This is a genomic window from Faecalicatena orotica, assembly GCF_905197545.1.
GTDB lineage: Bacteria > Bacillota > Clostridia > Lachnospirales > Lachnospiraceae > Faecalicatena_A > Faecalicatena_A orotica.
Genome location: NZ_CAJJZH010000009.1, coordinates 196,663 through 221,431 on the forward strand (window position 1 = coordinate 196,663; position 24,769 = coordinate 221,431).

Annotated in this window: 20 protein-coding genes; 17 read left to right on the plus strand and 3 right to left on the minus strand. The window is 45.2% G+C overall.

Annotation, left to right across the window (positions count from 1 at the left end):
* Nucleotides 1-79 precede the first annotated feature (79 nt).
* Nucleotides 80-2,509, plus strand: coding sequence for a cation-translocating P-type ATPase (locus ABIN22_RS18545; protein ID WP_346910416.1), 2,430 nt, complete (start codon nt 80-82; stop codon nt 2,507-2,509).
* A gap of 61 nt (nt 2,510-2,570) precedes the next feature.
* Here the strand turns inward: ABIN22_RS18545 and ABIN22_RS18550 are convergent, their stop codons facing one another.
* Together ABIN22_RS18550 and ABIN22_RS18555 are read right to left on the minus strand one after the other, a co-directional pair.
* Entirely contained in the window at nt 2,571-3,302 is a 732-nt protein-coding gene (locus tag ABIN22_RS18550; protein WP_330405212.1) for a J domain-containing protein, read from the minus strand.
* A 95-nt stretch (nt 3,303-3,397) separates the two neighbouring features.
* A complete protein-coding gene (locus tag ABIN22_RS18555) occupies nt 3,398-3,577 on the minus strand; it encodes a hypothetical protein (RefSeq protein WP_109729289.1) in 180 nt (59 codons plus the stop codon).
* 128 nt (nt 3,578-3,705) lie between these two features.
* Here ABIN22_RS18555 and fliB point away from each other — a divergent pair, with 128 nt between their 5' ends.
* The 10 genes from fliB to ABIN22_RS18605 all read left to right on the plus strand — a co-directional run bounded on the left by fliB (nt 3,706) and on the right by ABIN22_RS18605 (nt 14,809).
* Nucleotides 3,706-4,854: a flagellin lysine-N-methylase gene (gene fliB, locus ABIN22_RS18560; RefSeq protein ID WP_346910419.1), complete on the plus strand. Its 1,149-nt coding sequence runs from the start codon at nt 3,706-3,708 to the stop codon at nt 4,852-4,854.
* Nucleotides 4,855-4,881: 27 nt separating this feature from the next.
* Complete coding sequence (locus ABIN22_RS18565; protein WP_346910441.1) at nt 4,882-5,922, plus strand: alcohol dehydrogenase; 1,041 nt, start codon at nt 4,882-4,884, stop codon at nt 5,920-5,922.
* A 44-nt stretch (nt 5,923-5,966) separates the two neighbouring features.
* On the plus strand, nt 5,967-6,770 hold the full coding sequence (locus tag ABIN22_RS18570) for a C39 family peptidase (protein WP_346910421.1): 804 nt from the start codon (nt 5,967-5,969) through the stop codon (nt 6,768-6,770).
* A gap of 68 nt (nt 6,771-6,838) precedes the next feature.
* Nucleotides 6,839-8,095: a D-alanyl-D-alanine carboxypeptidase family protein gene (locus tag ABIN22_RS18575; protein WP_118618658.1), complete on the plus strand. Its 1,257-nt coding sequence runs from the start codon at nt 6,839-6,841 to the stop codon at nt 8,093-8,095.
* A gap of 182 nt (nt 8,096-8,277) precedes the next feature.
* A complete protein-coding gene (deoC, locus tag ABIN22_RS18580) occupies nt 8,278-8,961 on the plus strand; it encodes a deoxyribose-phosphate aldolase (RefSeq protein WP_346910423.1) in 684 nt (227 codons plus the stop codon).
* Nucleotides 8,958-9,839, plus strand: coding sequence for a metallophosphoesterase (locus tag ABIN22_RS18585; protein WP_118618660.1), 882 nt, complete (start codon nt 8,958-8,960; stop codon nt 9,837-9,839). The genes deoC and ABIN22_RS18585 overlap by 4 nt, the downstream gene beginning before the upstream one ends.
* 146 nt (nt 9,840-9,985) lie before the next feature.
* On the plus strand, nt 9,986-10,729 hold the full coding sequence (locus tag ABIN22_RS18590) for a segregation and condensation protein A (protein WP_346910425.1): 744 nt from the start codon (nt 9,986-9,988) through the stop codon (nt 10,727-10,729).
* Nucleotides 10,730-10,746: 17 nt separating this feature from the next.
* Complete coding sequence (scpB, locus tag ABIN22_RS18595) at nt 10,747-11,316, plus strand: SMC-Scp complex subunit ScpB (RefSeq protein WP_109730561.1); 570 nt, start codon at nt 10,747-10,749, stop codon at nt 11,314-11,316.
* 104 nt (nt 11,317-11,420) lie between these two features.
* Nucleotides 11,421-12,698: a serine hydrolase gene (locus ABIN22_RS18600; RefSeq protein WP_430517205.1), complete on the plus strand. Its 1,278-nt coding sequence runs from the start codon at nt 11,421-11,423 to the stop codon at nt 12,696-12,698.
* Nucleotides 12,699-12,820: 122 nt separating this feature from the next.
* Nucleotides 12,821-14,809, plus strand: a complete 1,989-nt coding sequence (locus ABIN22_RS18605; protein WP_118618664.1) for a 2-isopropylmalate synthase — start codon at nt 12,821-12,823, stop codon at nt 14,807-14,809.
* Nucleotides 14,810-14,953: 144 nt separating this feature from the next.
* Here ABIN22_RS18605 and ABIN22_RS18610 read toward each other — a convergent pair whose 3' ends face one another.
* Nucleotides 14,954-16,297 (minus strand): peptide MFS transporter, encoded by a 1,344-nt coding sequence (locus tag ABIN22_RS18610; RefSeq protein ID WP_346910428.1) that lies wholly within the window; start codon nt 16,295-16,297, stop codon nt 14,954-14,956.
* Between the two features lie 352 nt (nt 16,298-16,649).
* Here ABIN22_RS18610 and rbr point away from each other — a divergent pair, with 352 nt between their 5' ends.
* From rbr to ABIN22_RS18640, 6 genes are all read left to right on the plus strand, one after another.
* Nucleotides 16,650-18,809, plus strand: a complete 2,160-nt coding sequence (gene rbr / locus ABIN22_RS18615; RefSeq protein ID WP_346910430.1) for a rubrerythrin — start codon at nt 16,650-16,652, stop codon at nt 18,807-18,809.
* 215 nt (nt 18,810-19,024) lie between these two features.
* Entirely contained in the window at nt 19,025-20,464 is a 1,440-nt protein-coding gene (locus tag ABIN22_RS18620; RefSeq protein WP_346910432.1) for an acyl-CoA carboxylase subunit beta, read from the plus strand.
* 14 nt (nt 20,465-20,478) lie between these two features.
* The gene (locus ABIN22_RS18625) at nt 20,479-21,270 is read left to right on the plus strand and encodes an OadG family transporter subunit (RefSeq protein WP_118618680.1); all 792 of its coding nucleotides are present in this window, start codon (nt 20,479-20,481) and stop codon (nt 21,268-21,270) included.
* 17 nt (nt 21,271-21,287) lie between these two features.
* A complete protein-coding gene (locus ABIN22_RS18630) occupies nt 21,288-21,656 on the plus strand; it encodes a biotin/lipoyl-containing protein (protein WP_118618682.1) in 369 nt (122 codons plus the stop codon).
* Nucleotides 21,657-21,676: 20 nt separating this feature from the next.
* The gene (locus tag ABIN22_RS18635; RefSeq protein WP_118618684.1) at nt 21,677-22,828 is read left to right on the plus strand and encodes a sodium ion-translocating decarboxylase subunit beta; all 1,152 of its coding nucleotides are present in this window, start codon (nt 21,677-21,679) and stop codon (nt 22,826-22,828) included.
* Between the two features lie 17 nt (nt 22,829-22,845).
* Entirely contained in the window at nt 22,846-24,258 is a 1,413-nt protein-coding gene (locus tag ABIN22_RS18640) for an oxaloacetate decarboxylase subunit alpha (protein ID WP_109730263.1), read from the plus strand.
* Nucleotides 24,259-24,769: the final 511 nt, after the last annotated feature.

The window sequence follows — 24,769 nt, forward strand, 5'->3', positions numbered from 1 at the left end:
AAAGAAACCGGAAGAAGATTCTGGTAAGATATAACAACTGCATAAGACAAGCAGCTGAAAATGAGGTGGATGAAATTATATGCAGAGAAAAAGAAGACAACAGGTGGTCGAGGAGAAGAAAGATAAGAGGCTTCCGACCACAAGGTACCAGCCGGATTATAAGGCAGGGCTTACGAGCCAGCAGGTGCAGGAACACAGGCTGCACGGGTGGACTAATAAGGCGGTGGATCCGCCGGCTAAGTCCACGAAGGAGATCATTCACGATAATGTATTCACATACTTTAACTTAATATTTTCGATTCTGGCGCTGCTTTTATGCATTGCGGGGTCTTTTAGGAACCTGACATTTTTGCCTGTTATTATTCTGAATACATTGATTGGTATCATACAGGAGGTACGTGCCAAGAAGGTTCTGGATAATCTGACGATGCTGAATGCCCCGCATGCGGCGGTTATCAGAGACGGGAAAAAATCAGTAATTGATGCGGAAGAACTGGTTTTGGATGATATCGTTATCTTTAAGGCCGGTAATCAGGTCTGTGCCGATGCAGAAGTATGCGCAGGGGAAGTGCAGGTAAATGAGTCACTCCTGACAGGAGAGGCCGATGAGATTACCAAACGTAAAGGCGATTCACTGATGTCCGGCAGCTTTATTGTTTCCGGAAAATGCCATGCAAGGCTGGAAAAAGTAGGGATGGATTCTTATATTTCCAAGCTTACCATAGAAGCGAAGGAGATGCAGGAGGGAGAACAGTCAGAGATGATCCGTTCTCTGGACAAGCTTGTCAAATGTGTGGGTATCGCGATTATCCCGATCGGGATCGTGCTTTTTGTTCAGGCATTTTTCTTCCAGCAGGAAGGTTTTCAGTCCAGCATTACTTCTATGGTCGCAGCGGTAATCGGCATGATCCCGGAAGGCCTGTATCTGCTGGCGAGTGTGGCGCTTGCGGTGAGTTCCGTGCGTCTTGCCCAGAAGAAGGTACTGCTGCATGATATGAAGTGTATTGAGACACTGGCCCGTGTGGATGTGCTCTGTGTAGATAAGACGGGGACGATCACGGAAAATACGATGAAGGTGCAGGAAGTGGTCAGGGCAGACGGCTATGACAGTGAGAAGATGGAACCTCTGAGCATGCTGATCGGTGATTTCGCCGCGGCAATGGACCAGGATAACATTACAATGGCGGCGGTGAAGGAATACTTCCAGACCACGACGGGGAAGAAGTACGTGAGTAAGACCGGCTTCTCATCTGCGTCAAAATACAGCAGCGTTACCTTTGAGGATGTAGTCTACGTGATGGGGGCACCGGAGTTTGTACTCCGTGACCAGTATGAAGAATATGAGGAAGAAATTACGGAATATGCTTCGAAAGGTGCCCGTGTACTTGTATTCGGAACATATGATGGCGAGATCGATGGTAAAGCGCTGGAAAATGCCGTGACACCGCTCGGATATATTCTTCTTGCGAATCCGGTCAGAAAGGAAGCGAAGGAAACCTTTACTTATTTCAAAGAACAGGGCGTGGAAGTGAAAGTCATATCAGGAGATAACCCTGTTACAGTTTCAGAAGTTGCGAAAAAGGCCGGGATAGCGAATGCAGAGAATTATATAGATGCATCCACACTTAAATCCGAAGAGGAACTGCGCAGTGCGGTACTTGAACATACTGTATTTGGCCGGGTGACCCCGAACCAGAAGCGTCAGTTTGTCCAGGTTCTGAAGGAGGAAGGCAGAACGGTTGCCATGACAGGGGATGGTGTCAATGATGTACTGGCACTGAAAGACGCGGACTGCAGTATTGCAATGGCATCAGGAAGTGAGGCGGCTGCACAGGCATCGCAGCTTGTACTGCTTGAATCAGATTTTTCATGCATGCCTCAGGTTGTGCTCGAAGGCAGGAGAGTTGTTAATAATATCCAGCGTTCTGCAAGCCTGTTCCTCGTGAAGAATATTTTTTCCTTCCTGCTTTCACTGTTCTCAGTCTTCTTTGTGACAACCTATCCTCTGGAGCCGTCACAGGTTTCACTGATTAGTATGTTTACTATCGGTATTCCGGCGTTCTTCCTGGCACTGGAGCCGAACAAGAATATCATCAAGGGGCACTTCCTGACGAATGTATTCCTTAAGGCACTCCCTGCGGCACTGACAGATGTTCTGGCGGTAGGCGCACTGGTTGTATTTGGTCAGACATTTGGCGTTCAGGCGGCAGATATATCAACGGCTGCAACCATGCTGCTGGCGATTGTAGGATTTATGATCCTGTATAAGATCAGCGCCCCGATGAATGTGCTCCGCACAGCAGTGGTTGGCGGAAGTATCATAGGGCTTCTTTTCTGCAGTATCTTCCTGCACCAGCTCTTTGCCATTACAGGAATGTCAACGAAATGTATTATGCTGTTTGTCGTATTCTCAATCGCGACTGAACCTGTGCTTCGTTATCTGACGGCGCTGGTCGGAAAACTCAGGATATATTATATCCGTCTGAGAAACCACGAGGTGGAAGAATAACAGGTCAAAAAAGGATGAAATCTTTTCATACAAGATTTCATCCTTTTTTCATCAGATTTATCTACTGAATGGCATAATTCAGCAGTTTTTTTAAGCTGTTGTGAAACTGCCTGCTCTGGGAGCGGAGCTTCATCTTTTCCGCACTGCTCATCGTATGCTCGATGTGCGCGTCATACTTTGCAAAAAGTGTTCGGTAGTCCATATTCTGTTTCTGCCCCCAGCGTACCAGAATCCAGTTCATCGCATCCGGATGCCAGTATGCCATAGGGATATCAGCCATTTTTAGTGTTGTTATGTACTGGATCGCTTTAAGCGAGAGGGCGTTCAACTGCCCGGTTACATCTTCATCCATCTTGTCCGGCCTCCCCAGCCTCTTAAAGATCTTAAGGGGAAGTCCTTCCCGTTTAGAATTCTGTTCCATCAGACTGCTGCTTTTTGATACGATCTCATTCAGTCTACAGGCTGCATTCCAATAGGTGACAAATGAAGTGGATTTCTCCTCCCCGGGCTCGGGCCCCACTGTATAAGTCCTAAAAACACGTTCTCTGCCGCCTGAAAGCTTTAGATTATACTTTTTACGCTTGTCCGGGTTTGAAAGAATCCGGTAAGCCTCAAGAATTTCCTGCATATAAGCAGTGGTATCTATATTAGAATGTATATTAGCATCCGGATGATATACCTTAGCCAGAGCATTCTTAGCGCTCGTAATCTCGTCAAGAGTTGCTTCTCTGGATACACCGAGAATGTCATAATATGTACGGGTTCCCATAGCGTCCTCCTTATAAATTTCCATTATTTATACTTCCCACGTATTATATTACGATATGAATCAGGAAAAATCAAGAAAAAAACTCCCGCACTGCCTGCACAGGCGGAAGTCCTTTGTTCCTATCCCTGGAACATGTTTTCCACGTAGTCACGCATTGCTTCCCTGCTGTGTTTTTCTTTTGCGCCGTCAATGACTTTTTCCTGTTCTGATTTGGAAAGATGGGAAAAATGATTCAGTGCATCTGAATGTTGTGCAAGGGCCATCGTGAAACCAATCGGAAGTTCTTCGTTATTTATCATTTTGAAATCTCCTTTCATTTTTATATTAGTATGTGTTGGATTTTTAACATCATACTGTTTTTCCGGAAGATAAAATGATATAATGTCACTATATATTTTTTGAATTTATTATAGAAGGGAATGGAAGTATGCAGTATACAGCACCGCATTATTACAGCAGATTTAAATGCATTGCGGGAGAATGTCCGGACACCTGCTGTGCGGGATGGCAGATTGTGATTGATGACCGGTCACTGAAAAAATATAAGAGGCAGAAAGGTATCTTAAGAAACAGGCTGCACAACGAGATTGACTGGAAAGAAGGAACATTCCGGCAGTATGAGGGACGTTGTGCGTTTTTAAACGGGGATAACCTGTGCGACCTGTATCTGGAGGGCGGCAGCAAGATGTTCTGCCGGACATGCAGAATGTATCCCCGGCATATCGAAGAGTTTGAAGGGCTGAAGGAAGTCTCTCTGTCGCTGTCCTGTCCGGCAGCGGCTGAACTGATTCTGGGAAGTGATGAACCGGTACGTTTTATTACAAAAGATGTGGAGAAAATGGCGGATGAGGAATATGAAGAATTCGATTATCTCCTTTTCACAAAGCTTGAGGACGCAAGGGATCTGATCCTTAGGATCCTTCAGGACCGGAATATCAGAATTAATGTACGGTTTGCATTTGTACTTGCGTTAGCCCATGACCTGCAGCAGAGAATCGATAAAAATGCGTTATATGAGGCCGACAGTCTAATCGAAAGATACCAGAACGAAAATGCTGTACGGTGGTTTGAGGACAGGGTGACCTTATACGAGCGTGACGGGAAAAGAGAAGAGAAGCGGATGAAATCGTTTAAGGCGGCATTCTCTGTTTTAGACGGACTGGAAGTATTGAAGGGTGACTGGACTTCATATCTTGAGAATGCCAAGGATACAATTTTTACGGCAGGTCCTGCTGTTCAGCCGGAAATACCGGATGGATTTGATGTACAGTGGGAGCAGCTGATGGTGTACTTTGTGTATACATATTTCTGCGGTGCAGTCTATGACCGGCAGGCATACAGCAAGATGAAATTTGCATTGATGGGGACACTTTTAATCAGGGAAATCAGCAGGGCCGTATGGATTCAAAACAAAAGAAGCAAGGCCGACCGGGATGCAGCAATGTGCGATCTCATGGAGGCCGCCAGACGTTATGCAAGGGAAATTGAACATTCTGATTCCAATAAAAACATGGTGGAAGAACGGCTGAAAAATGAATCCAATTTTGGAATAGAATCGTTTTTGCAGATGTTTTAAAGATAGGAGGAGAAGTGTATGAAGAATATGAAGGCGGTTGTTTATAAAGGCGATGGCATCATCCGTCTTGAAGACCGTCCGATCCCGGATATCCAGAAAGATACAGATGCACTTGTCAAAGTCACCCTGACGACGATTTGTTCCAGCGATATACATATTAAGCATGGTGCCGTGCCCCGTGCAAGGAAAAATATCATTCTGGGGCATGAGTTTGTAGGTGAGGTTGTACGGGTCGGACATGATGTCAAAAAAATCCGCCCGGCTGACAGGGTGGCTGTAAACGTTGAGACTTTTTGCGGCAAATGCTATTTCTGTAAAAGAGGATATGTCAATAACTGTACTGACAAATACGGGGGCTGGGCGCTGGGGTGCAGGATTGACGGCGGACAGGCCGAATATGTCAGGATTCCTTTTGCTGATAACTGCCTGACAAAAATACCGGATTCCGTGAGTGACGAGGCGGCGTTGTTTACAGGCGATCTGCTGTCTACCGGATATTGGGCGGCTAAGATGGCGGATATCAGGCTTTCAGATACGGTTGCCGTCATTGGTGCAGGTCCGGCCGGGATTGCTGTCATGAAATGTGTCGGCCTGTATAATCCTTCCCGAATCATAGGAATTGATATTGATGACTCCAGGCTGGAACTTCTCCGAAAGAACAGGATTGCTGATGTTGTTCTGAATCCCCTGAGGGATGATGTGGAAAAAGTGGTTCGGGATATGACGGAGGGGCGCGGTGCAGATTCTGTGCTGGAGGTTGCCGGAAGTAAGGAAAGTTTTGAGACGGCCTGGAGGATTGCAAGGCCAAATGCAGTAGTCGGTGTTGTTGCGATGTATGAAGAAGATCAGGTTCTGCCTCTTCCGTCGATGTACGGGAAGAACCTTACATTCAAGACCGGAGGTGTAGATGCTTCTAATTGTGAGGAGATTCTGCGGCTGATTGAAAACGGCAAACTTGATACGGAATGTATGATTACGCACCGGACGTCGCTGGACCATATCATGGAAGCCTACCAGATATTTGAAAATAAAGAGGACGGCATGATAAAATGTGCAGTCAGGGTATAACTGCTTTGGAACGGCCGTCATAGAAAAGAGATGACTCACGAAAGATGACATTATATAAAAGAGTGATAAGCTTCTTTTTAGCGGTGTTGCTTACCATTTCCATGATTTTCTGGAGTTCGGGGTTCATTCTGAGTGATGAAAAAAGCATGGAAGTATACCAGGACATAAGAGAGTCACTGCCTGTAAAGGAAGACATAGATGTGCCGGAGCCCCCCCTTGAACGGAATTTGGATGAATCCATGATGATCATCGAAACGGGTGAGCTTCCGGATTCATGGCAGCTGGAGGTGCCGATTGTATATCAGGAACCGGAGCTTCCGACAGGCTGCGAGTCCGTCGCTCTGACCATGCTCCTTATGTATGAGGGGTTTGAGCTGGGGAAGACGGATATTGCAGACGAATATCTCATTTACAGTGAAACCGGGGATTTCGCAGATGGATATGTGGGAAACCCCTATTCTTACGAGGGCGCGGGGTGCTTTCCACCATCTCTGGCCAGAACAGCAGAGAGATTCCTAGAAGAAAATGACTCTGAACTTCATGCAGAAAATATTTCGGGTAAGAGTCTGGGGGAATTGTATTATTATTTGGCAAACGGTATACCCGCTGCTGTCTGGTGCACAATGTATATGTCATATGATATATGGCTGTATGAAGATGGGTTCGAGCAGGACGGAATCTGCTACAACTGGTATGAGAATGAACACTGCACAGTACTGACCGGCTATGATCTGGAGAACAGGACGGTTACAATACACGATCCTTTGGAAGGCATTGTGGTGAGAGATATGGATGAATTCGAGTATATCTATGACGCCATAGGACGGTTTGCCCTTGTAATTCTGTAAAACAGGTTCTAATATCCGGCTCCCTTTACTATATTGGTAATAGACGATATAGCAGAGGGAGTTTTTTCATGAAATCAGTCCTGGCGTTAATTTTAAGTGCATTACTGTGTGTACAGAATGTATATGCAATGCCGGCAAAAGAGTATATTGTCTATGAAGATACTCAAAAGCAGGATCAGACTGCGCAGGATGAAACGGATGCAGAGAATCCGGATGATACAGCAGAAGAAGGGGCAGATGCTTCCGGACCTGAAGTCAGCGCACCGTCTGCCATTTTGATGGAAACATCAACCGGGGAAATCATTTATGAGAAAGACGCAGATACAGCACGCCCTCCGGCAAGTGTAACCAAGATCATGACAATGCTGCTCATATTTGATGCGATAGCAGATGGAAAAATCAAACTGGAAGATCAGGTGACCACTTCCGAATTTGCCGCATCAATGGGTGGTTCCCAGGTTTTCTTAGAGCCGGGGGAGACCCAGAGCGTTGACACAATGCTTAAATGCATTTCTGTTGCAAGTGCCAACGACGCCTGTGTGGCAATGGCAGAATACATATCCGGAAGTGAAGAAGAATTTGTCAAACAGATGAATGAGCGTGCAAAAGGGCTTGGGATGGAGAATACTCACTTTGTGAACTGCAACGGGCTTGACACAGACGGGCATGTGACAACGGCCAGAGACATTGCTCTCATGTCGCGTGAGCTTCTCACAAAATATCCCCAGATACACGACTACTGTATGATCTGGATGGAGAATATCACGCACACGACAAAGAAGGGAACAACGGAATTCGGCCTTACAAATACGAATAAACTGGTGCGCCAGTACGAGTATGCCACAGGCCTGAAAACAGGATCAACGGGACTTGCAAAGTTCTGTGTATCTGCTTCGGCTAAGAAAAATGATATTGAACTGGTTGCAGTTATCATGGCGGCTGAAGATTCCAAAGCCAGATTCAGGGATGCAACCGCATTATTGAATTATGGATTTGGAAAATGTCAGTTATACAAAGATGAGAACCCCGGAAATTTGAAAGATATTGAGATAAAAGGCGGTGTACAGGAAAGTGTGCCGTGTGAGTATGGCAGCACATTCAGTTATCTGGATACGACCGGAGCCAATCTGGCCGGGATTACAAAGAAATTAAAGATGAAAAAAAGTCTGGATGCCCCTGTGAAAAAGGGAGACAAAGCAGGCAGCCTGATTTATGAATTAAATGGTAAGGAAATCGGGAAGGTCGATATTATTGTTACTAAGAATGTAAAGAAAGCCGGATTTACTGACTATTTGAAAAAAGTTCTGTCCAGATTCCGGACGTAAGGCTTTCACGGACCGATGCCGTGCAGCGGGGGCACGGCACGGTGCAGATAGTAACAATAAATCTGTTACCATCATTCCGGTGTAAAGAAAAAATTGAATTTCATAGTAAAAAATGGTAGGATAGTTAAGTGATACAGGGAATACAATAAATTGTATACGAGTATACTAAGAGGAGAGAGAACATGGATTACTCAAAAATGATTGATCATACAATATTAAAACCAGATGCTTCAAAGGCAGAAGTGGAAAGACTCTGCCGGGAGGCAATAGAATATGGATTTTGTTCAGTATGTGTAAATTCCAGTTTTGTGTATTATTGTGCACAGCTTTTAAAAGGCAGCGATGTGAAAGTGTGCACGGTTGTTGGATTCCCGCTCGGGGCCATGTCTACTGAGGGGAAAACGGCAGAGACACTTACGGCTGTCAATGACGGCGCACAGGAAATTGATATGGTAGTGCACATAGGTATGGTGAAGAGCAGGGAATGGGAGTATGTGAAACAGGATATCGAGTCTGTCGTGGAAGCAGCAGGAGGCAATGCGGCCGTAAAGGTGATTCTTGAGACCTGTCTTTTGACAGATGAGGAGAAAATCAGAGTGTGCCAGATTGCGAAAGAAGCAGGGGCTGCCTTTGTAAAAACTTCAACTGGTTTTTCGACCGGAGGTGCGACGGTACATGATGTGGCCCTGATGAGAAAGACTGTAGGCCCTGTCATGGGAGTGAAAGCATCCGGGGGAATCCGCACGCTGGAGACAGCGAAGAAACTGACTGCGGCGGGAGCGGACCGTCTGGGGACAAGCTCGGGGGTTAAGATTGTTAAATCTCAGAAAGTGGAAGAAGTGAAAGCTGAGAGGATGAAATCATGATAAAGACACTTCTGATCTTGTGTGCCGTGTGCCTCCTGCTGTTCCTGATCTTGATAGCGGAAGGGAGACGCGAACTTAAGTTCTTTAAAGTGACCAGATACAAGTTAAACGTACCCAGATTTAGAGCATTAGATTCGGCTAAAAAGGTGATCCTGCTGGCAGATCTGCATAATAAAGTGTATGGTACAAAAAATGAGGAACTTCTGGATGCGGTCCGCAGGGAAAAGCCTGATATGATCCTTGTCCCGGGAGATATGCTTGTAGGTAAGGACAAGGTATATTATAAGGAAGCAATGGAGTTTATGGCGCAGCTTCCGTCAATAGCGCCTGTTTACTACAGCCTCGGGAATCATGAACAGCGCATGAAGGAGGATCCGCAGAAATACGGAGACAGTATTTTCCGGGAATATAGGGATAAATTGAAAGAATCAGGGGTTATTTTTCTGGAAAATGAGATGGCAGAGTGTATGATGGACAGGCTTCCTGTGAGGGTTTTGGGGATTGAGCTTCCCATGAGTACATATGAGAAGTTTAAGAGGCATGATGTTTCAGCCAGGGATATAGAGGACTGCATTGGAAGAAGTGAAGCAGATAAATACCAGATACTGCTTGCACATAATCCGGCATTTTTTCCGGCATATAAAAATTGGGGGGCAGATCTGACGGTTTCCGGCCACCTTCATGGCGGGATCATCCGTATCCCCGGCCTTGGCGGGATTATCACGCCTCAATTTGTACTCTTCCCTAAGTACTCAGGGGAGCTGACCGTGGAAGGGGAACAGGCCATAGCAGTGAGCCGCGGGCTTGGAACACATACAGTCAATCTCAGGTTCTGCAATTATGCCGAGGTTGTAGTAATCGAACTGATTCCATCCTGACCACCTGTTACTGTTCAATCCCATCCTGTCATTACGCTGACAGGATGGGAGCCGTAACACGGATTCCCTCTAAGTATGACTTGTACAATCGCGGGAATTCCCGTATAATAAAATACAGTGCGAAAAAATACCCGGAGAGTGAAAGAATGGGAATACCAGTAAAGTTAGAAGTGTTCGAAGGCCCGCTGGACCTTTTATTACATTTGATAGATAAGAATAAGATTGACATTTATGATATCCCGATCGTCGAGATAACGAACCAGTATATGGATTATATCCGTGATATGCAGCATGAAGACCTGAATATCATGAGTGAATTCCTTGTAATGGCAGCTACGCTGCTGGATATCAAATGTAAAATGCTCCTTCCCAAAGAGGTGAATGAGGAGGGAGAGGAAGAAGACCCCCGTAAGGAACTGGTGGAACAGCTTCTTCAATATAAACTATATAAATATATGGCGTATGAACTCAAAGACCGCCAGATCGATGCGGACCAGGTTCTCTACAAAAGCCCGACGATTCCGGAGGAAGTGAAGGGATATGTGGAACCGGTAGATATAGACCTGCTTTTGGACGGTCTGACCCTGACAAGGCTGAACCGTATATTCAAAGAGGTCATGAGGCGGCAGGATGATAAGATAGATCCCGTAAGAAGTAAGTTCGGGAAGATTGAGAAAGAAGAGGTTCCGCTGCCTGTCAAACTGAATTATGTAGAGGACTATGCAAAGTCACATAAGAGGTTCAGCTTCCGGCAGCTTCTGGAGCAGCAGGTAAGCAGGATGCATGTCGTAGTGACATTTCTGGCAGTACTGGAATTGATGAAGATGGGGACCATTCGGGTAGAACAGGAGGATACATGCGGGGATATCATGATTGACTCGCTGATTTGAAAGGGATGGAAGAGGATATGGAAATTGAAAAACTGCAGGGTATCATCGAAGCAATCCTTTTTACAATGGGGGATTCTGTAGAGCTGGGTAAGATTGCTGCAGCGATTGAACATGATGAGGACACAACGAAAAAGATTATACATAATATGATGGACAGATACGAACAGGAGAATAGAGGAATCCGTATTATTGAACTTGGGGATTCTTTTCAGATGTGTACAAAAAAAGAAGTGTATGAATATCTGATCCGGATAGCAAAGCAGCCGAAAAAATATGTCCTGACGGACGTGCTGCTGGAAACGCTGTCTATCATTGCCTATAAGCAGCCGGTTACGAAGCTTGAGATTGAGAAGATCCGTGGGGTGAAATCGGACCATGCCGTTAACAAGCTCGTGGAGTATGGACTCGTGGAGGAAGTCGGCAGGATGGATGCACCGGGCAGGCCGCTTTTATTTGGTACTACGGAGGAATTCCTGCGCAGATTCAGCGTACAGTCTCTGGATGAACTTCCGGTCATTAATCCGGAACAGGTGGAACACTTTAAAGAAGAGGCAGAAGATGAGGCACAGCTGAAGCTGGATATATAAGGTGAATTTACCGGAAAGTACTGCTGTTCGGGAAAAATGAGGTTCTAATACGGTAAAGTTACACATAAATACTAATAATATAGTATGGTGTGGAGTGCTTTATCGTGAGAAAAGAGAAAAAAAGAAAAGAAAAAGGGACGGCAGGACCCCTTATCATATGGAAAAGAATTGCGGTGTTTTTACTAATCTTCGGCCTTGCCATAACAGGGGTCCCCGGGAGGGAGAACCTGATTGCAGAGGTTCAGGCAGAGGAAGGTGAACCGCAGAATCTATACGCCCAGTCGGCAGTTTTGATGGATGCAGACAGCGGGCGTATTTTATTTTCTAAAAATGGACAGACAGAACGGGCAAATGCGAGCACCACAAAGATTATGACCTGTATACTGGCACTGGAATATGGCAGTATGGATGATGTAATGACCGTCAGTGACCATGCTGCATCGCAGCCGAAGGTCCATCTGGGGGTGGCTTCCGGGCAGACATTTTACCTCAGGGACCTTTTGTATTCCCTGATGCTGGAATCCCATAATGATTCTGCGGTTATCATTGCAGAGAATATCGGGAAAAGCGTGGAAGGGTTTGCCGATATGATGAATGCGAAGGCAAGAGAACTCGGATGCAGCCATACATATTTTATTACCCCGAACGGACTGGATGCGGCGGATGATAACGGAATCCACCATACAACGGCAGAAGATCTGGGGAGAATCATGAAATACTGCATTATGGATTCCCCCCGGAAGGATATGTTTCTGGAGATTACAAGGACTGCAAACTACCAGTTTACGGACTGCTCCGGCAAAAATTCCTACTCCTGCACAAATCATAATGCATTTCTGCAGATGATGGACGGGGCGCTTTCAGGGAAAACTGGTTTTACAGCAGACGCGGGATATTGCTATGTAGGGGCACTCCGGCGTGATGACAGAACGTTCATAGTGGCACTGCTTGCCTGTGGATGGCCGAATAACAAAAGCTATAAATGGGCCGATGCGAAGGCTCTGATGAATTATGGCCTGGAAAACTACGAATACCGCAGTCTGTGGCAGGATATCGATCCCGGCAGTATCAAAGTGAAAAACGGGATCAATAAAGAAAAGCCCTTTGATATGGAAACAGAAATCAGCCTGACTGTGATGGGAGAGGACAAAGACTGGAAAATGCTCCTGAAAGACAATGAGCAGGCAGAAGTGACATGGGATAAGGAAGAAAGTCTGGAGGCACCGGTTACGAAAGGGCAGAAAGTGGGCGAGGTCAAATATTCCCTGAATGGGGAAATATTAAGGACATATGACATATCGACATCCTCAGGAATCAGGGAAAAGACTTTTGAATGGTACTTAAAAACGATATTTAGCATGTATTTTATAGGAGTAGATTAGATGATTAAAATACATCAATGTAAATGATTAATTTTACCACTGGATAATGACAGATTCTTATGTTAGTATAGGTAAAGATAAAAAAAGACAACTAATTTGATTAAATATAAGGAGATGTTATAATGAAGAATTACGAGAAATACCAAAGAACGTATTTTATGCCCCCCGAACCCTGTTATGACTGGGTGAAAAAAGATCATATCGCTGCACCGCCCGTTTGGTGCAGTGTTGACTTAAGAGACGGGAACCAGGCATTGATCGAACCTATGAGTCTGGATGAAAAGATTGAATTTTTCCAGCTTCTGGTTGATGTCGGATTCAAAGAAATTGAAGTCGGGTTTCCGGCTGCTTCTGAAACGGAGTATCAGTTTCTGCGTGCTCTGATTGAACAGAACATGATTCCGGATGATGTAACGATTCAGGTACTGACGCAGGCAAGGGAACATATTATAAAGAGAACTTTTGAGGCAGTAAAGGGAGCACCGCATGCTGTAATACATGTATACAATTCAACATCAGTTGCCCAGCGCGAGCAGGTTTTCAAGAAAAATAAAGAGGAAATCAAGAAAATTGCTGTTGATGGGGCGAAATTACTGAAAAAGCTGGCAAAAGAGACAGAAGGAAATTTTACGTTCGAATATAGTCCTGAGAGCTTTCAGGGAACGGAAGTGGATTATGCGCTGGAGGTGTGTAATGAGGTCCTGAAGGTATGGAAACCTTCGAAGAAGAATAAGGCAATTATCAATCTGCCGACTACAGTTGAGAATGCGATGCCTCATGTATTTGCAAGTCAGGTGGAATACTTCGATAAAAATCTCTACAGCCGTGAGAACGTAATACTTTCACTGCATCCGCATAATGACAGGGGCTCCGGAGTGAGTGACGCTGAGTTGGGAATCCTTGCCGGGGCAGACAGGATTGAAGGAACATTGTTCGGAAACGGAGAACGGACAGGTAACGTGGATATTATCACACTGGCGATGAATCTGTTTTCCCAGGGTGTGGATCCGGGACTGGATTTCTCTAACATGAGTGAGATTTCCGAAACATATGAGAGACTGACAAGGATGAAGGTATCCCCCCGCCAGCCTTATGCCGGAGAACTTGTATTTACGGCATTTTCCGGATCACATCAGGATGCGATTGCCAAAGGAATGACATGGCGTGAGGAAAGAGAATGCGATGACTGGACTGTTCCATATCTCCCGATCGACCCGAAGGATGTGGGGAGGAGATACGATTCAGATGTAATCAGGATCAACAGCCAGTCAGGAAAAGGCGGCGTAAATTACATACTGAAGCAGAGCTTCGGCATCAGCCTGCCGGAGAAGATGAAAGAAGAGGTCGGATATCTTGTCAAAGACGTTTCTGACAAGGCACATAAGGAACTGACTCCTGACTGGGTTTACCATATATTTGAAGATAATTATATCAACGCGAAATCAATCTTTACAGTGGATGAGTGCCATTACAAACAGGAAGACGGCATTGTTGCAGAAGCTACGATTCACCATGCGGGCAGCAACAGAGTTATCACAGGCGTCGGAAACGGACGTCTGGACGCAGTCAGCAATGCAATCAAACATTATTTTGATATCAGCTATGAGCTTGCATTTTACGAAGAGCACTCCCTGACAAAAGGATCTTCCTCAAAGGCCGTTGCATACGTGGGGGTTGTGTGCAATAAGAAGAAATACTGGGGAGTCGGGATCGATGCCGATATCATCAAGGCCTCCGTGGAAGCACTTGTTGTAGCAGTGAATAAGATAGAAGAGATCAAAAATTCCGAGACATGTAAAGACGAAAGGCTGCTGGAGATTACGAATTATATTTATGCAAATTATAAAGATGTTACGTTGGATGATCTGTCAGAAAAGTTCTTTCTTTCCAAACCGTACCTGTCAAAGTATATCAAGGAAAAGTCAGGAATCACGTTTGGAGATATCTTGAAAAAAGTCAGGATGAAAAAGGCAAGGGCGATGCTTAAGAGCAGCAATGCTACAGTGGAGAGTATTGCAGAGTCGGTTGGTTATCAGAATGTAGAACATTTCAACAGAGTGTTTAAGAAGATGTATAACATGACACCGGTGCAGTTTAGAAATAGAAAATAAAGCAAGATCCCTGTCGGAACAATAAGTGTTCCGACAGGGATTTCTTTTGTGCAGAAGGAGGAGATTAGTCTGCAAAAAAGGGCATTGGATTTCTTAAAGAAACCAATACCCCTTTTCTCATTAAGCAATTGTCTGCTTTTATGATTATTTTTCTGAAGCAAGATGATCCAGACTCTTGCTTGCAATCCAGAGAGCAAGGCCTAATACAATTACAACAACACCAAGTCCGCCGTAGCCAACCCAGAATGTAGTAGTCTTCAGCCATCCATATAAGTATGGATATGTCAGGTTTGCAATAAATACAGCGATTGGCCAGAAACCTAACAGAAGACCAAGCACTTTCGCTGGTGCGAGCATTGTTATAAATGAGTTACCAAGCGGTGAGAAGATCATTTCACCGACTGACATTAACAGAGATACAAGTACGATCCAAAGCAGGGAAGCCTGGCCGTCACCTCTGATTAAATCAGCTGCAACCATAACGATGTATGCAAGACCTACCAACATCATTCCAAGAGCGGTCTTCTTGAACATACTCATATCACCCTTCGGGCGTTTTGCCATCTTAGCCCAAACTACAGCGAGTACAGGTCCTAAGATGATACATGTCAGTGCGTTCATAGAGTCAAACCATGCAGTAGGAACTGTAAAGCTTCCGATTACCCAGTTTGCGTGGTTCAGGAAGTTCTCTCCATCGCCCCATCCAAAATAGAAGTAAGCCGGCATATAAGCGAGGTACCATACGAACCAGAATACTGCTGAGAACAGTGTTACTAAAACAATAGCAAAGATACGTTTCTTGTCTCCGCTTGTAAGTGGTTTGCTTTCTGCTTCTTTTTTCTTCTCTTTGTCTACGAACTGTCTCTGGTCATGCTTGAATGGTTTCTTACCAGCATCGCCGAGTGCCCTTGAGTTCATTGCGAACCAGATTGCATCTACGAAAAGGAAGATTGCACAAAGTAAAAATACAAAGTTGAATCCCATAGGCTGGATAAGAAGGATAACAAATGTTGTTCCGATGAATGAACCAATATTTACGAAAGAATACTGAATGGAGAATGCACTGTTCAACTCATCTTTGTCTTCAAACAACAGACCGTTAACACCTGAAAGGTTACCTTTGAATAAACCAGTTCCTACTGAAACAAGAATAATCATAACCCACACAAGAGTCATTGAGTGAGCCTGCCATGTACATAAGTAACCAAGTCCCATTAAGATCATACCTATGATAACGCAGAGTCTTGGGCTTAACCAGTAGTCAGCGATGTATCCTCCAACCATAGGTGTGATATATGTAGCTGCTACGAAACCTGCAGAGATTGAAGATGCATAAACATCTGATAATCCGAGTCCGCCGCCGCCTACAGTTGTTGCGATCCAGATAGCGAGCATGTATTTAACTACATAGAATGCGCAACGTTCAAATGTGAAACCTAAAGCACAAACATAAAAGCCAAAAGGTCTCTTCTTTTTTGCTGTTTCCATAATAAAAACCCTCCAATTAGTTTTTTATTGTTTTTGCACATACTGTGCGGGTTTGAGAAGATAGACTATGTTCTAGACTATATTCTCCTTGCGTTAGAAAAACCTCCTCCTTCGTTAAAATTTTCTCCATGAGGAGATTGTACCATAGTTTATACAAAAGGACAAACAAAACTTTATATTTTATTAATAAATTTTTACAGGGAGTTTATAAGTAATCCTTATTATTGCGCGAAAATTAAAGAAAAAAGGAATAAACTAATTATTTCATGCCCAGATATTGACAAATATAGGAAATTATGCGAATATAATAACAGTAATTATTATTGATTTTATACGAAAGAGAGGAAGAAAAATGCATCAGTTTACGGAAATCAGAATCCCTATTGAAAAAGACAATCCTTCTATAAAAAGGAACGAGGATTTGTGCATCAAATGCGGGCAGTGCAGGAGGGTCTGTGAAGAAGAAATCGGGGTCGGAAAGCTGTATTCGCTGAAGAGCACTTCTGATAAGGCAATTTGCATCCACTGTGGACAGTGTGCTAATGTCTGTCCGGTTGGTTCAATCACAGAGGTGTATGAGTATCAGAAAGTAAAAGAAGCAATACGGGATCCGGAAAAAGTGGTGATTTTCAGTACTTCACCATCAGTAAGAGTGGGTCTGGGGGAAGAATTCGGAATGCCTTATGGAAGCTTCGTTGAAGGAGAGATGGTGGCAGCATTAAGAAGGCTTGGGGCAGACTATGTGCTTGACACGAACTTTGCAGCGGACCTCACCATAATGGAAGAGGCATCCGAACTGGTACGCAGAGTAACAGAAAACGACAAGCCGCTTCCACAGTTTACGAGCTGCTGTCCGGGCTGGGTTAAGTTTGTGGAGACATTCTATCCTGAGATCCTGCCGCATATTTCCAGTGCAAAGAGTCCGATTGGCATGCAGGGGCCGACGGTCAAAACCTACTTTGCAAAAAGCAGGGCAATTGACCCGGAAAAAATCGTGAATGTCGCAGTTACACCGTGTACGGCTAAGAAATTTGAAATACGAAGAGATGAAATGAATGATTCTGCCTATTTGCTGGACATTGCGAATTTACGGGATATGGATCATGTGATAACGACAAGAGAACTTGCCCGTTGGATGCGTGAAGAGGGAATCGAACTGAAAGACGTGGGAGTGAGCGGCTATGATGAACTGATGGGAGAGGCTTCTGGGGCTGGTGTGATTTTCGGAAATACAGGAGGTGTTATGGAAGCGGCTGCACGAACAGCCCATTTCCTGATAGCCGGCGAGAATCCCCCTGATGACTACCTGAAACTGAATCCGGTACGCGGGATGGACGGGATTCGTGAAGCTGATGTAAAGATTGGGGATATATCTCTTAAGCTGGCTGTCATTCATGGTACTGAGAACGCCAGAAAATTTCTTGACAAGTGGAAGGAAGATCAGCCCCACTATGATTTCGTAGAGGTGATGGCCTGCCGAGGTGGATGTATCGGTGGGGGCGGCCAGCCGAAAACAGAGATTCCGATGACCGATGAAATACGGAAAGCAAGGATTGCATCCTTGTATACAAAAGATTCCGGGATGCAGCTCAGGTATAGTCATGAGAATCAGGAGATCAAAAAGCTGTATGACGAATTCTACGAGGCACCGCTTTCCGGACTAGCGGAACAGATGCTGCATACATCATACAGGGATCGCTCAAAGGATCTTGGACCCGAAGGGAAATTACATATTAACGAAGCAGGAGAAAATTCTAAAACTAACAGGAACATTAATATAGAAGAAAAGGAGAACGAAACAATGAAAAAGTGGAAATGTACAGTATGTGGTTATATTCATGAGGGGGAGAACCCGCCAGAGCAGTGCCCGATCTGCAAGGTTCCGGCGGATCGGTTTGCGGAGGTGATAGAAGATGTAACGGCTGACGTATCTGAAGAGACAGTACAGGCAGATACGGCCGTGAAGAGACCTGAGGAAGCTCCTGCAAAGGGAACGAAAACAGAAAAGAACCTGATGGAAGCTTTTGCAGGCGAATCTATGGCGAGAAGCAAATACACATACTGGTCTGGTGTAGCAAAAGAAAATGGTCTGGAGCAAATGGCGGCCATTTTCATGGAAACAGCCGAACAGGAAAGAGAACATGCTAAAATGTGGTTCAGTTTATTCCACGGTATTAATGGGGTAGAACAGAATCTGATTGACGCAGCGGCGGGGGAAAACGAAGAATGGACTCAGATGTACAGACGCATGGCGGAAGAAGCGCGCGAAGAAGGGTATGATGCAATTGCGGCAAAGTTTGAACTTGTAGCCAAGGTTGAAGCACAGCATGAAAAACGTTACCTTCGTCTGTTGGAAAATTACAGGGCCGGAAAGACCTTTAAAGGGGAAGCACCGCTAGGCTGGAAGTGCAGGAATTGTGGATATATACATGAGGGGCCGGAGGCTCCGGAAACGTGTCCTGTATGCATGTATACAAAAGCGTATTTTGAGCGTCAGGTGCATAATTATTAATGAGCCGCCAGCGAATAATATTTGCTGTCTATTAGTGGAGAAGCACAGGGTTCTGTGCTTCTTTTTCTGCTCATCAGGAAGTGGTGGCATATTCTGTGAAAAAAATATCAGAATGTGTATTTATTAATTGAAATTTTATATTAAGTGGTATATACTAGAATAGGCAGAAATTTTGGTTTAATTTAAACAAATTTTATAATATGGAGGGCTAGATTATGAGCTACAATGCTACAGAAAACTCAGCAAGCAGGCGAATTGCCATGCTGCTTGATGAGGGGAGCTTTGTTGAAATCGGCGGCGCTGTTACAGCGAGAAGTACAGATTTTAACTTGCAGACAAAAGATACTCCGGCTGATGGTGTCATCACAGGTTACGGGGTAATTGACGGCAATCTTGTTTACGTGTACAGCCAGGATGCTACAGTTTTAAAGGGATCCGTCGGTGAGATGCATGCAAAGAAAATTGCAAACATTTATGACATGGCAATGAAAATGGGGGCACCGGTTATCGGACTGGTCGACTGCGCAGGCCTGAGACTTCAGGAGGCAACAGATGCTCTGGAAGCTTTTGGAAGCTTATATTTTAAGCAGTCTATGGCTTCAGGCGTGATTCCGCAGATTACAGGGATATTTGGAATGTGCGGCGGCGGTCTTGCAGTAGTGCCGGGACTTACAGATTTCACATTCATGGAGAGTAAAGACGGCAAGTTATTTGTAAATTCTCCAAATGCTCTGGAAGGCAACATTGATTCCAAATGTGATACTTCTTCAGCAGAGTATCAGAGCAAGACAGCAGGTCTGGTTGACGGGATTGGTGATGAAACTGATATCCTCGGACAGATCCGCGTGCTGGTCAGCATGATTCCTGCCAATAATGAAGACGACCTTTCCTATTCGGAATGTCTGGATGACCTCAACCGTGTCTGCGCTGATATTGAGAATGCAGCAGAAGATACAGGGATTGCTCTTGCAGCTATTTCTGACAGCAATATATTCTTCGAGACAAAGAAAGAATATGCAAAAGACATGGTAACAGGATTTATCCGCCTGAACGGCATGACGGTCGGCGCTGTAGCTAACCGCTCCAAGGTATATGATGCAGAAGGAAATATCGCAGAAGAGTTTGATAAAGCACTTTCTGTTGACGGATGCAAGAAAGCAATTGATTTTGTGAACTTCTGTGATGCTTTTTCCATTCCGGTTCTCACACTGACAAATGTGACAGGCTTTACTGCTACAATCGAATCCGAAAAGAACATGGCAAGAGCCGTTGCAAGACTTACTTATACGTTTGCAAATGCGACAGTACCGAAGGTGAACGTGATTGTTGGAAAGGCTTACGGCAGCGCATATGTAGCAATGAACAGTAAATCAATCGGGGCAGACATGGTTTATGCATGGCCGTCAGCTGAAATCGGTATGATGGATGCTTCACTGGCAGCAAAGATTATGTATGCAGACGCAGACGCCGATACTCTGAAAGAGAAAGCGGCAGAATACAAAGAACTTCAGTCCAGTCCGGTTTCCGCGGCAAGAAGAGGATACGTGGATGCAATCATCGAACCGGCTGATACAAGAAAATATGTAATAGGGGCATTCGAAATGCTGTTCACAAAGAGAGAGGATCGTCCGGACAAAAAACACGGAACGGTTTAGTGAGGTGAGGCAAAGTGAAGAAAAAAATCAGTATATTAGGTCTTGTCTTTCTCCTCATCTTCAGTTTCACAGGATGCGGAAGCAAAGCAAAAGACACGGCAGATTATGATCAGGCTACGATGCAGAACTACGCTGACACGATTGTCCAGAGCTTCAATAACATGACGGATGACGACCTGAACAGATTTGAGGACATGTCAGATCTGGAACTGAATCTGACATTGATGCAGTCAGGACTTCCGATTGAAGGCGATGACTTCGTGACTATGATCGAGGCATGGAAGGCCGGACAGAAAGAATGCGGGGCTCTTGTAGAGGTCGGCGAATATGAATTTACAACAACTAACAGCGGCGCAGTACTGACTGCCAAGGCCCAGTTTGAAGACAGGGACGGCGAACTTTCCTTTACATTCGATGACAAAATGAATATGGAGAGCATGACAGTAAATGCGGATTACGCAACAAGTGAGATACTGAAAAAAGCAGGACTTAACACAATCCTTGGAATGGGAACTGTATTCGTTGTATTGATTTTCATTTCATTTATTATTTCTTTATTTAAGTTCATACCTGCAATTGAAAAGAAATTCAGTAAAAAGGCTAAAACGAATAATGCAGCACCGGCACCGGCAGCACCTGCGGCTCCAAAAGCGGCACCAGCAGCACCGGCGGTTACACAGGCTGCAGATAATGACGGAGAGCTTGCGGCAGTTATCGCGGCAGCAATTGCAGCGGCTGAGGGCACTTCTACAGATGGATTTATTGTCCGCTCTATTAAGAGAAGAAAGTCAAACAGATGGAGTTAATCAGGAGGAGATAAGAGATGAAAAATTATACAATTACAGTAAATGGCAATGTATATGATGTAACAGTAGAGGAAAAAGGAGCAGGCGCAGCACCGGCTGCAGCAGCCGCACCAGTAGTGGCTCCTAAGGCAGCACCGGCACCGGCAGCCGCACCGAAGGCTGCAGCAGCAGGCGGAATTGAAGTGAAGGCAGGAGCAGCCGGAAAAGTATTTAAGATAGAAGCAAACGTAGGACAGAGTGTTCAGTCAGGAGATCCGATTGTTATCATCGAAGCTATGAAGATGGAGATCCCTGTAGTAGCCCCAGAGGCAGGTACAGTTGCTAGTATTGATGTAGCAGTAGGCGATGCCGTTGAATCAGGAGCAGTCTTAGCTACATTAAACTAGTTTACCAGGAGGTTTGACAAATGGAATATATTTCAAATACATTAGGAAACCTCGTGCAGCAGACTGCATTCATGAACCTGACCGTTGGAAATCTGGTTATGATCGCTGTTGCATGTGTATTCCTATATTTAGCAATCAGACACGGCTTCGAGCCGCTGCTGCTTGTTCCAATTGCCTTTGGTATGCTGCTGGTTAATATCTACCCTGATATTATGCTGCATGCAGAAGATGCTGCGAACGGAACAGGCGGACTTCTCTATTATTTTTATAAGCTTGATGAATGGTCAATCCTTCCATCTCTGATTTTCCTTGGAGTTGGTGCTATGACTGACTTCGGACCGCTGATCGCCAACCCGAAGAGTTTTCTCCTTGGTGCGGCAGCACAGTTCGGTATTTTTGCTGCTTATCTTGGCGCTATGGCAATGGGATTCTCAGACAAAGCCGCGGCAGCAATTTCTATTATCGGCGGGGCAGACGGACCTACATCTATTTTCCTTGCAGGTAAACTGCAGCAGACGGCTATTTTAGGACCAATCGCGGTGGCGGCGTATTCCTATATGTCACTGGTGCCAATTATCCAGCCGCCTATTATGAAACTTTTGACGACTGAAAAAGAGCGTAAGATCAAGATGGAACAATTGCGTCCGGTTTCTAAACTGGAAAGAATTCTGTTCCCGATTATCGTAACAATCGTTGTTTGTACAATTCTTCCAACAACGGCACCATTGGTTGGTATGTTAATGCTTGGTAACCTGTTCAAGGAGTCCGGTGTTGTAAGACAGCTTCAGGAGACTGCAGCCAATGCGTTGATGTATATCGTTGTTATCCTGCTCGGAACTTCAGTTGGTGCGACAACGAGTGCAGAAGCATTCCTGAACCTGGATACACTGAAAATCGTAGCACTCGGTCTGATTGCATTTGCATTTGGTACGGCAGCCGGAGTACTTTTCGGTAAGATTATGTGCAAGGCAACAGGCGGAAAGGTTAACCCGCTTATCGGTTCTGCAGGTGTATCTGCGGTACCAATGGCAGCCAGGGTTTCACAGAAAGTCGGAGCAGAGGCGGATCCTACAAACTTCCTGCTGATGCACGCAATGGGACCGAACGTAGCAGGTGTTATCGGTACTGCAGTCGCAGCCGGAACATTTATGGCTATCTTTGGTGTTAAATAATAATGGAGGACAAATAAATGGCAGAGATCGTTAAGAAACCAGTTAAAATAACAGAAACAGTCCTGCGAGATGCTCATCAGTCCCTGATTGCCACAAGAATGACAACAGAGCAGATGCTGCCGATCGTAGATAAGATGGACAAAGTCGGATACCATGCAGTAGAGTGCTGGGGAGGTGCTACATTTGATGCTTCCTTACGTTTCCTGCACGAAGACCCGTGGGACAGACTCCGTAAATTCCGTGACGGATTTAAGAATACAAAGCTGCAGATGTTATTCCGCGGCCAGAACATTCTGGGATACCGTCCATATGCAGATGACGTGGTTGAGTACTTTGTACAGAAATCCGCTGCGAACGGAATCGACATCATCCGTATCTTTGACTGTATGAATGATATCCGTAACCTGCAGACGGCGGTTACGGCGGCAAATAAGGAAAAAGCTCATGCACAGGTAGCAATGTCCTATACACTCGGTGATGCTTATACACGTGATTACTGGATGGACCTTGCAAAGAGAATCGAAGACATGGGTGCTAATTCCATCTGTGTGAAGGATATGGCAGGACTTCTTGTTCCATATGAGGCGACAGAACTTGTTACAGCACTCAAAGAAGCTGTAAGCATTCCGATTGAAATGCATACACATTACACATCAGGTGTGGGCGGAATGACTTATCTGAAATCAGTCGAGGCAGGAGCAGATATCATTGATACTGCAATGTCACCATTCGCAATGGGAACATCACAGCCGGCAACAGAAGTTATGGTTGAGACTTTCAAGGGAACACCATACGATACAGGACTCGATCAGAACCTGCTCGCAGAAATCGCTGATTACTTCAGGCCGATCAGGGATGAAGCATTAGAGAGCGGGCTGTTAAATCCAAAGAACATGGGTGTAAATATCAAGACACTTCTCTATCAGGTACCGGGAGGAATGCTTTCCAACCTGACAAACCAGCTCAAAGAGCAGGGGGCAGAAGACAAGTTCTACGAAGTGCTTGAAGAAGTACCTCGCGTACGTAAAGACCTCGGAGAATGCCCGCTTGTTACACCATCTTCACAGATTGTCGGAACACAGGCTGTATTCAACGTCCTGATGGGCGAACGCTACAAGATGGCAACAAAAGAAACAAAAGACGTATTATCAGGAAAATACGGTGCAACAGCAAAACCGTTCAATCCAGAAGTACAGAAGAAGGTTATCGGGGACGCAGAAGTTATCACCTGCCGCCCTGCCGACCTGATTCCAAACGAGCTGGACACACTGCGCAAAGAATGCGAGCAGTGGATACAGCAGGATGAAGACGTCCTGACATACGCACTGTTCCCACAGGTAGCAGTAGACTACTTCAAATACAGACAGGCACAGCAGACCAAAGTAGACGCAAAAGTAGCAGACACAGAGGACGGAGCCTATCCGGTTTAAATTAGAAAAACCTTGTAAGAAGATTGGACATACAGAAACGTGCCAAGCGTATGACAAGGTCGTTCATAAAGCAGTAAATTGGAATAAGTATTCCTAAATAAAAAGCAGAGAAAGTGATGTACGTACTAACAGTCCACATTTTCTCTGCTTTTACTGTATAACTTTCTGACTTAGCCATTCTTTCGCTCGGCTTTAAGCCGGCGAAAGAAATTTTCCAATTTGATGCGCGCAGCCATTCAGGAGGCGGGGGTGGTTTCGGGGGCGTCTAGTGTGCGGTTGGAAGCACTTGCAGGAAAAGAGGGGGAGCTTATGGATAAAAAATGATTCCGAATCATTTTTTAAGGCCGCCTGAGCTTTGAAATCATCAGATTTCAAAGCGAATGCGACCGGGCCATAAGCTGCCCCGCGGTTGCGGGGAGTTAATTCCCCCCAAAAACCCCCCGCCCCCCCCCCCCCCCCCCCCCCCCCCGCAGGGGGGGGCGCCCCCCGCACAATAAATAGGGACACACCG

Coding starts and splice junctions, on each gene's coding strand:
- ABIN22_RS18635 (WP_118618684.1), top strand. CDS start 21,677: ATGGAATATATTTCAAATACATTAGGAAACCTCGTGCAGCAGACTGCA.
- ABIN22_RS18585 (WP_118618660.1), top strand. CDS start 8,958: ATGATAAAGACACTTCTGATCTTGTGTGCCGTGTGCCTCCTGCTGTTC.
- ABIN22_RS18630 (WP_118618682.1), top strand. CDS start 21,288: ATGAAAAATTATACAATTACAGTAAATGGCAATGTATATGATGTAACA.
- ABIN22_RS18610 (WP_346910428.1), bottom strand. CDS start 16,297: ATGGAAACAGCAAAAAAGAAGAGACCTTTTGGCTTTTATGTTTGTGCT.
- rbr (WP_346910430.1), top strand. CDS start 16,650: ATGCATCAGTTTACGGAAATCAGAATCCCTATTGAAAAAGACAATCCT.
- ABIN22_RS18620 (WP_346910432.1), top strand. CDS start 19,025: ATGAGCTACAATGCTACAGAAAACTCAGCAAGCAGGCGAATTGCCATG.
- ABIN22_RS18565 (WP_346910441.1), top strand. CDS start 4,882: ATGAAGGCGGTTGTTTATAAAGGCGATGGCATCATCCGTCTTGAAGAC.
- ABIN22_RS18590 (WP_346910425.1), top strand. CDS start 9,986: ATGGGAATACCAGTAAAGTTAGAAGTGTTCGAAGGCCCGCTGGACCTT.
- ABIN22_RS18570 (WP_346910421.1), top strand. CDS start 5,967: ATGACATTATATAAAAGAGTGATAAGCTTCTTTTTAGCGGTGTTGCTT.
- deoC (WP_346910423.1), top strand. CDS start 8,278: ATGGATTACTCAAAAATGATTGATCATACAATATTAAAACCAGATGCT.
- ABIN22_RS18575 (WP_118618658.1), top strand. CDS start 6,839: ATGAAATCAGTCCTGGCGTTAATTTTAAGTGCATTACTGTGTGTACAG.
- ABIN22_RS18555 (WP_109729289.1), bottom strand. CDS start 3,577: ATGATAAATAACGAAGAACTTCCGATTGGTTTCACGATGGCCCTTGCA.
- ABIN22_RS18605 (WP_118618664.1), top strand. CDS start 12,821: ATGAAGAATTACGAGAAATACCAAAGAACGTATTTTATGCCCCCCGAA.
- ABIN22_RS18640 (WP_109730263.1), top strand. CDS start 22,846: ATGGCAGAGATCGTTAAGAAACCAGTTAAAATAACAGAAACAGTCCTG.
- ABIN22_RS18545 (WP_346910416.1), top strand. CDS start 80: ATGCAGAGAAAAAGAAGACAACAGGTGGTCGAGGAGAAGAAAGATAAG.
- scpB (WP_109730561.1), top strand. CDS start 10,747: ATGGAAATTGAAAAACTGCAGGGTATCATCGAAGCAATCCTTTTTACA.
- ABIN22_RS18550 (WP_330405212.1), bottom strand. CDS start 3,302: ATGGAAATTTATAAGGAGGACGCTATGGGAACCCGTACATATTATGAC.
- fliB (WP_346910419.1), top strand. CDS start 3,706: ATGCAGTATACAGCACCGCATTATTACAGCAGATTTAAATGCATTGCG.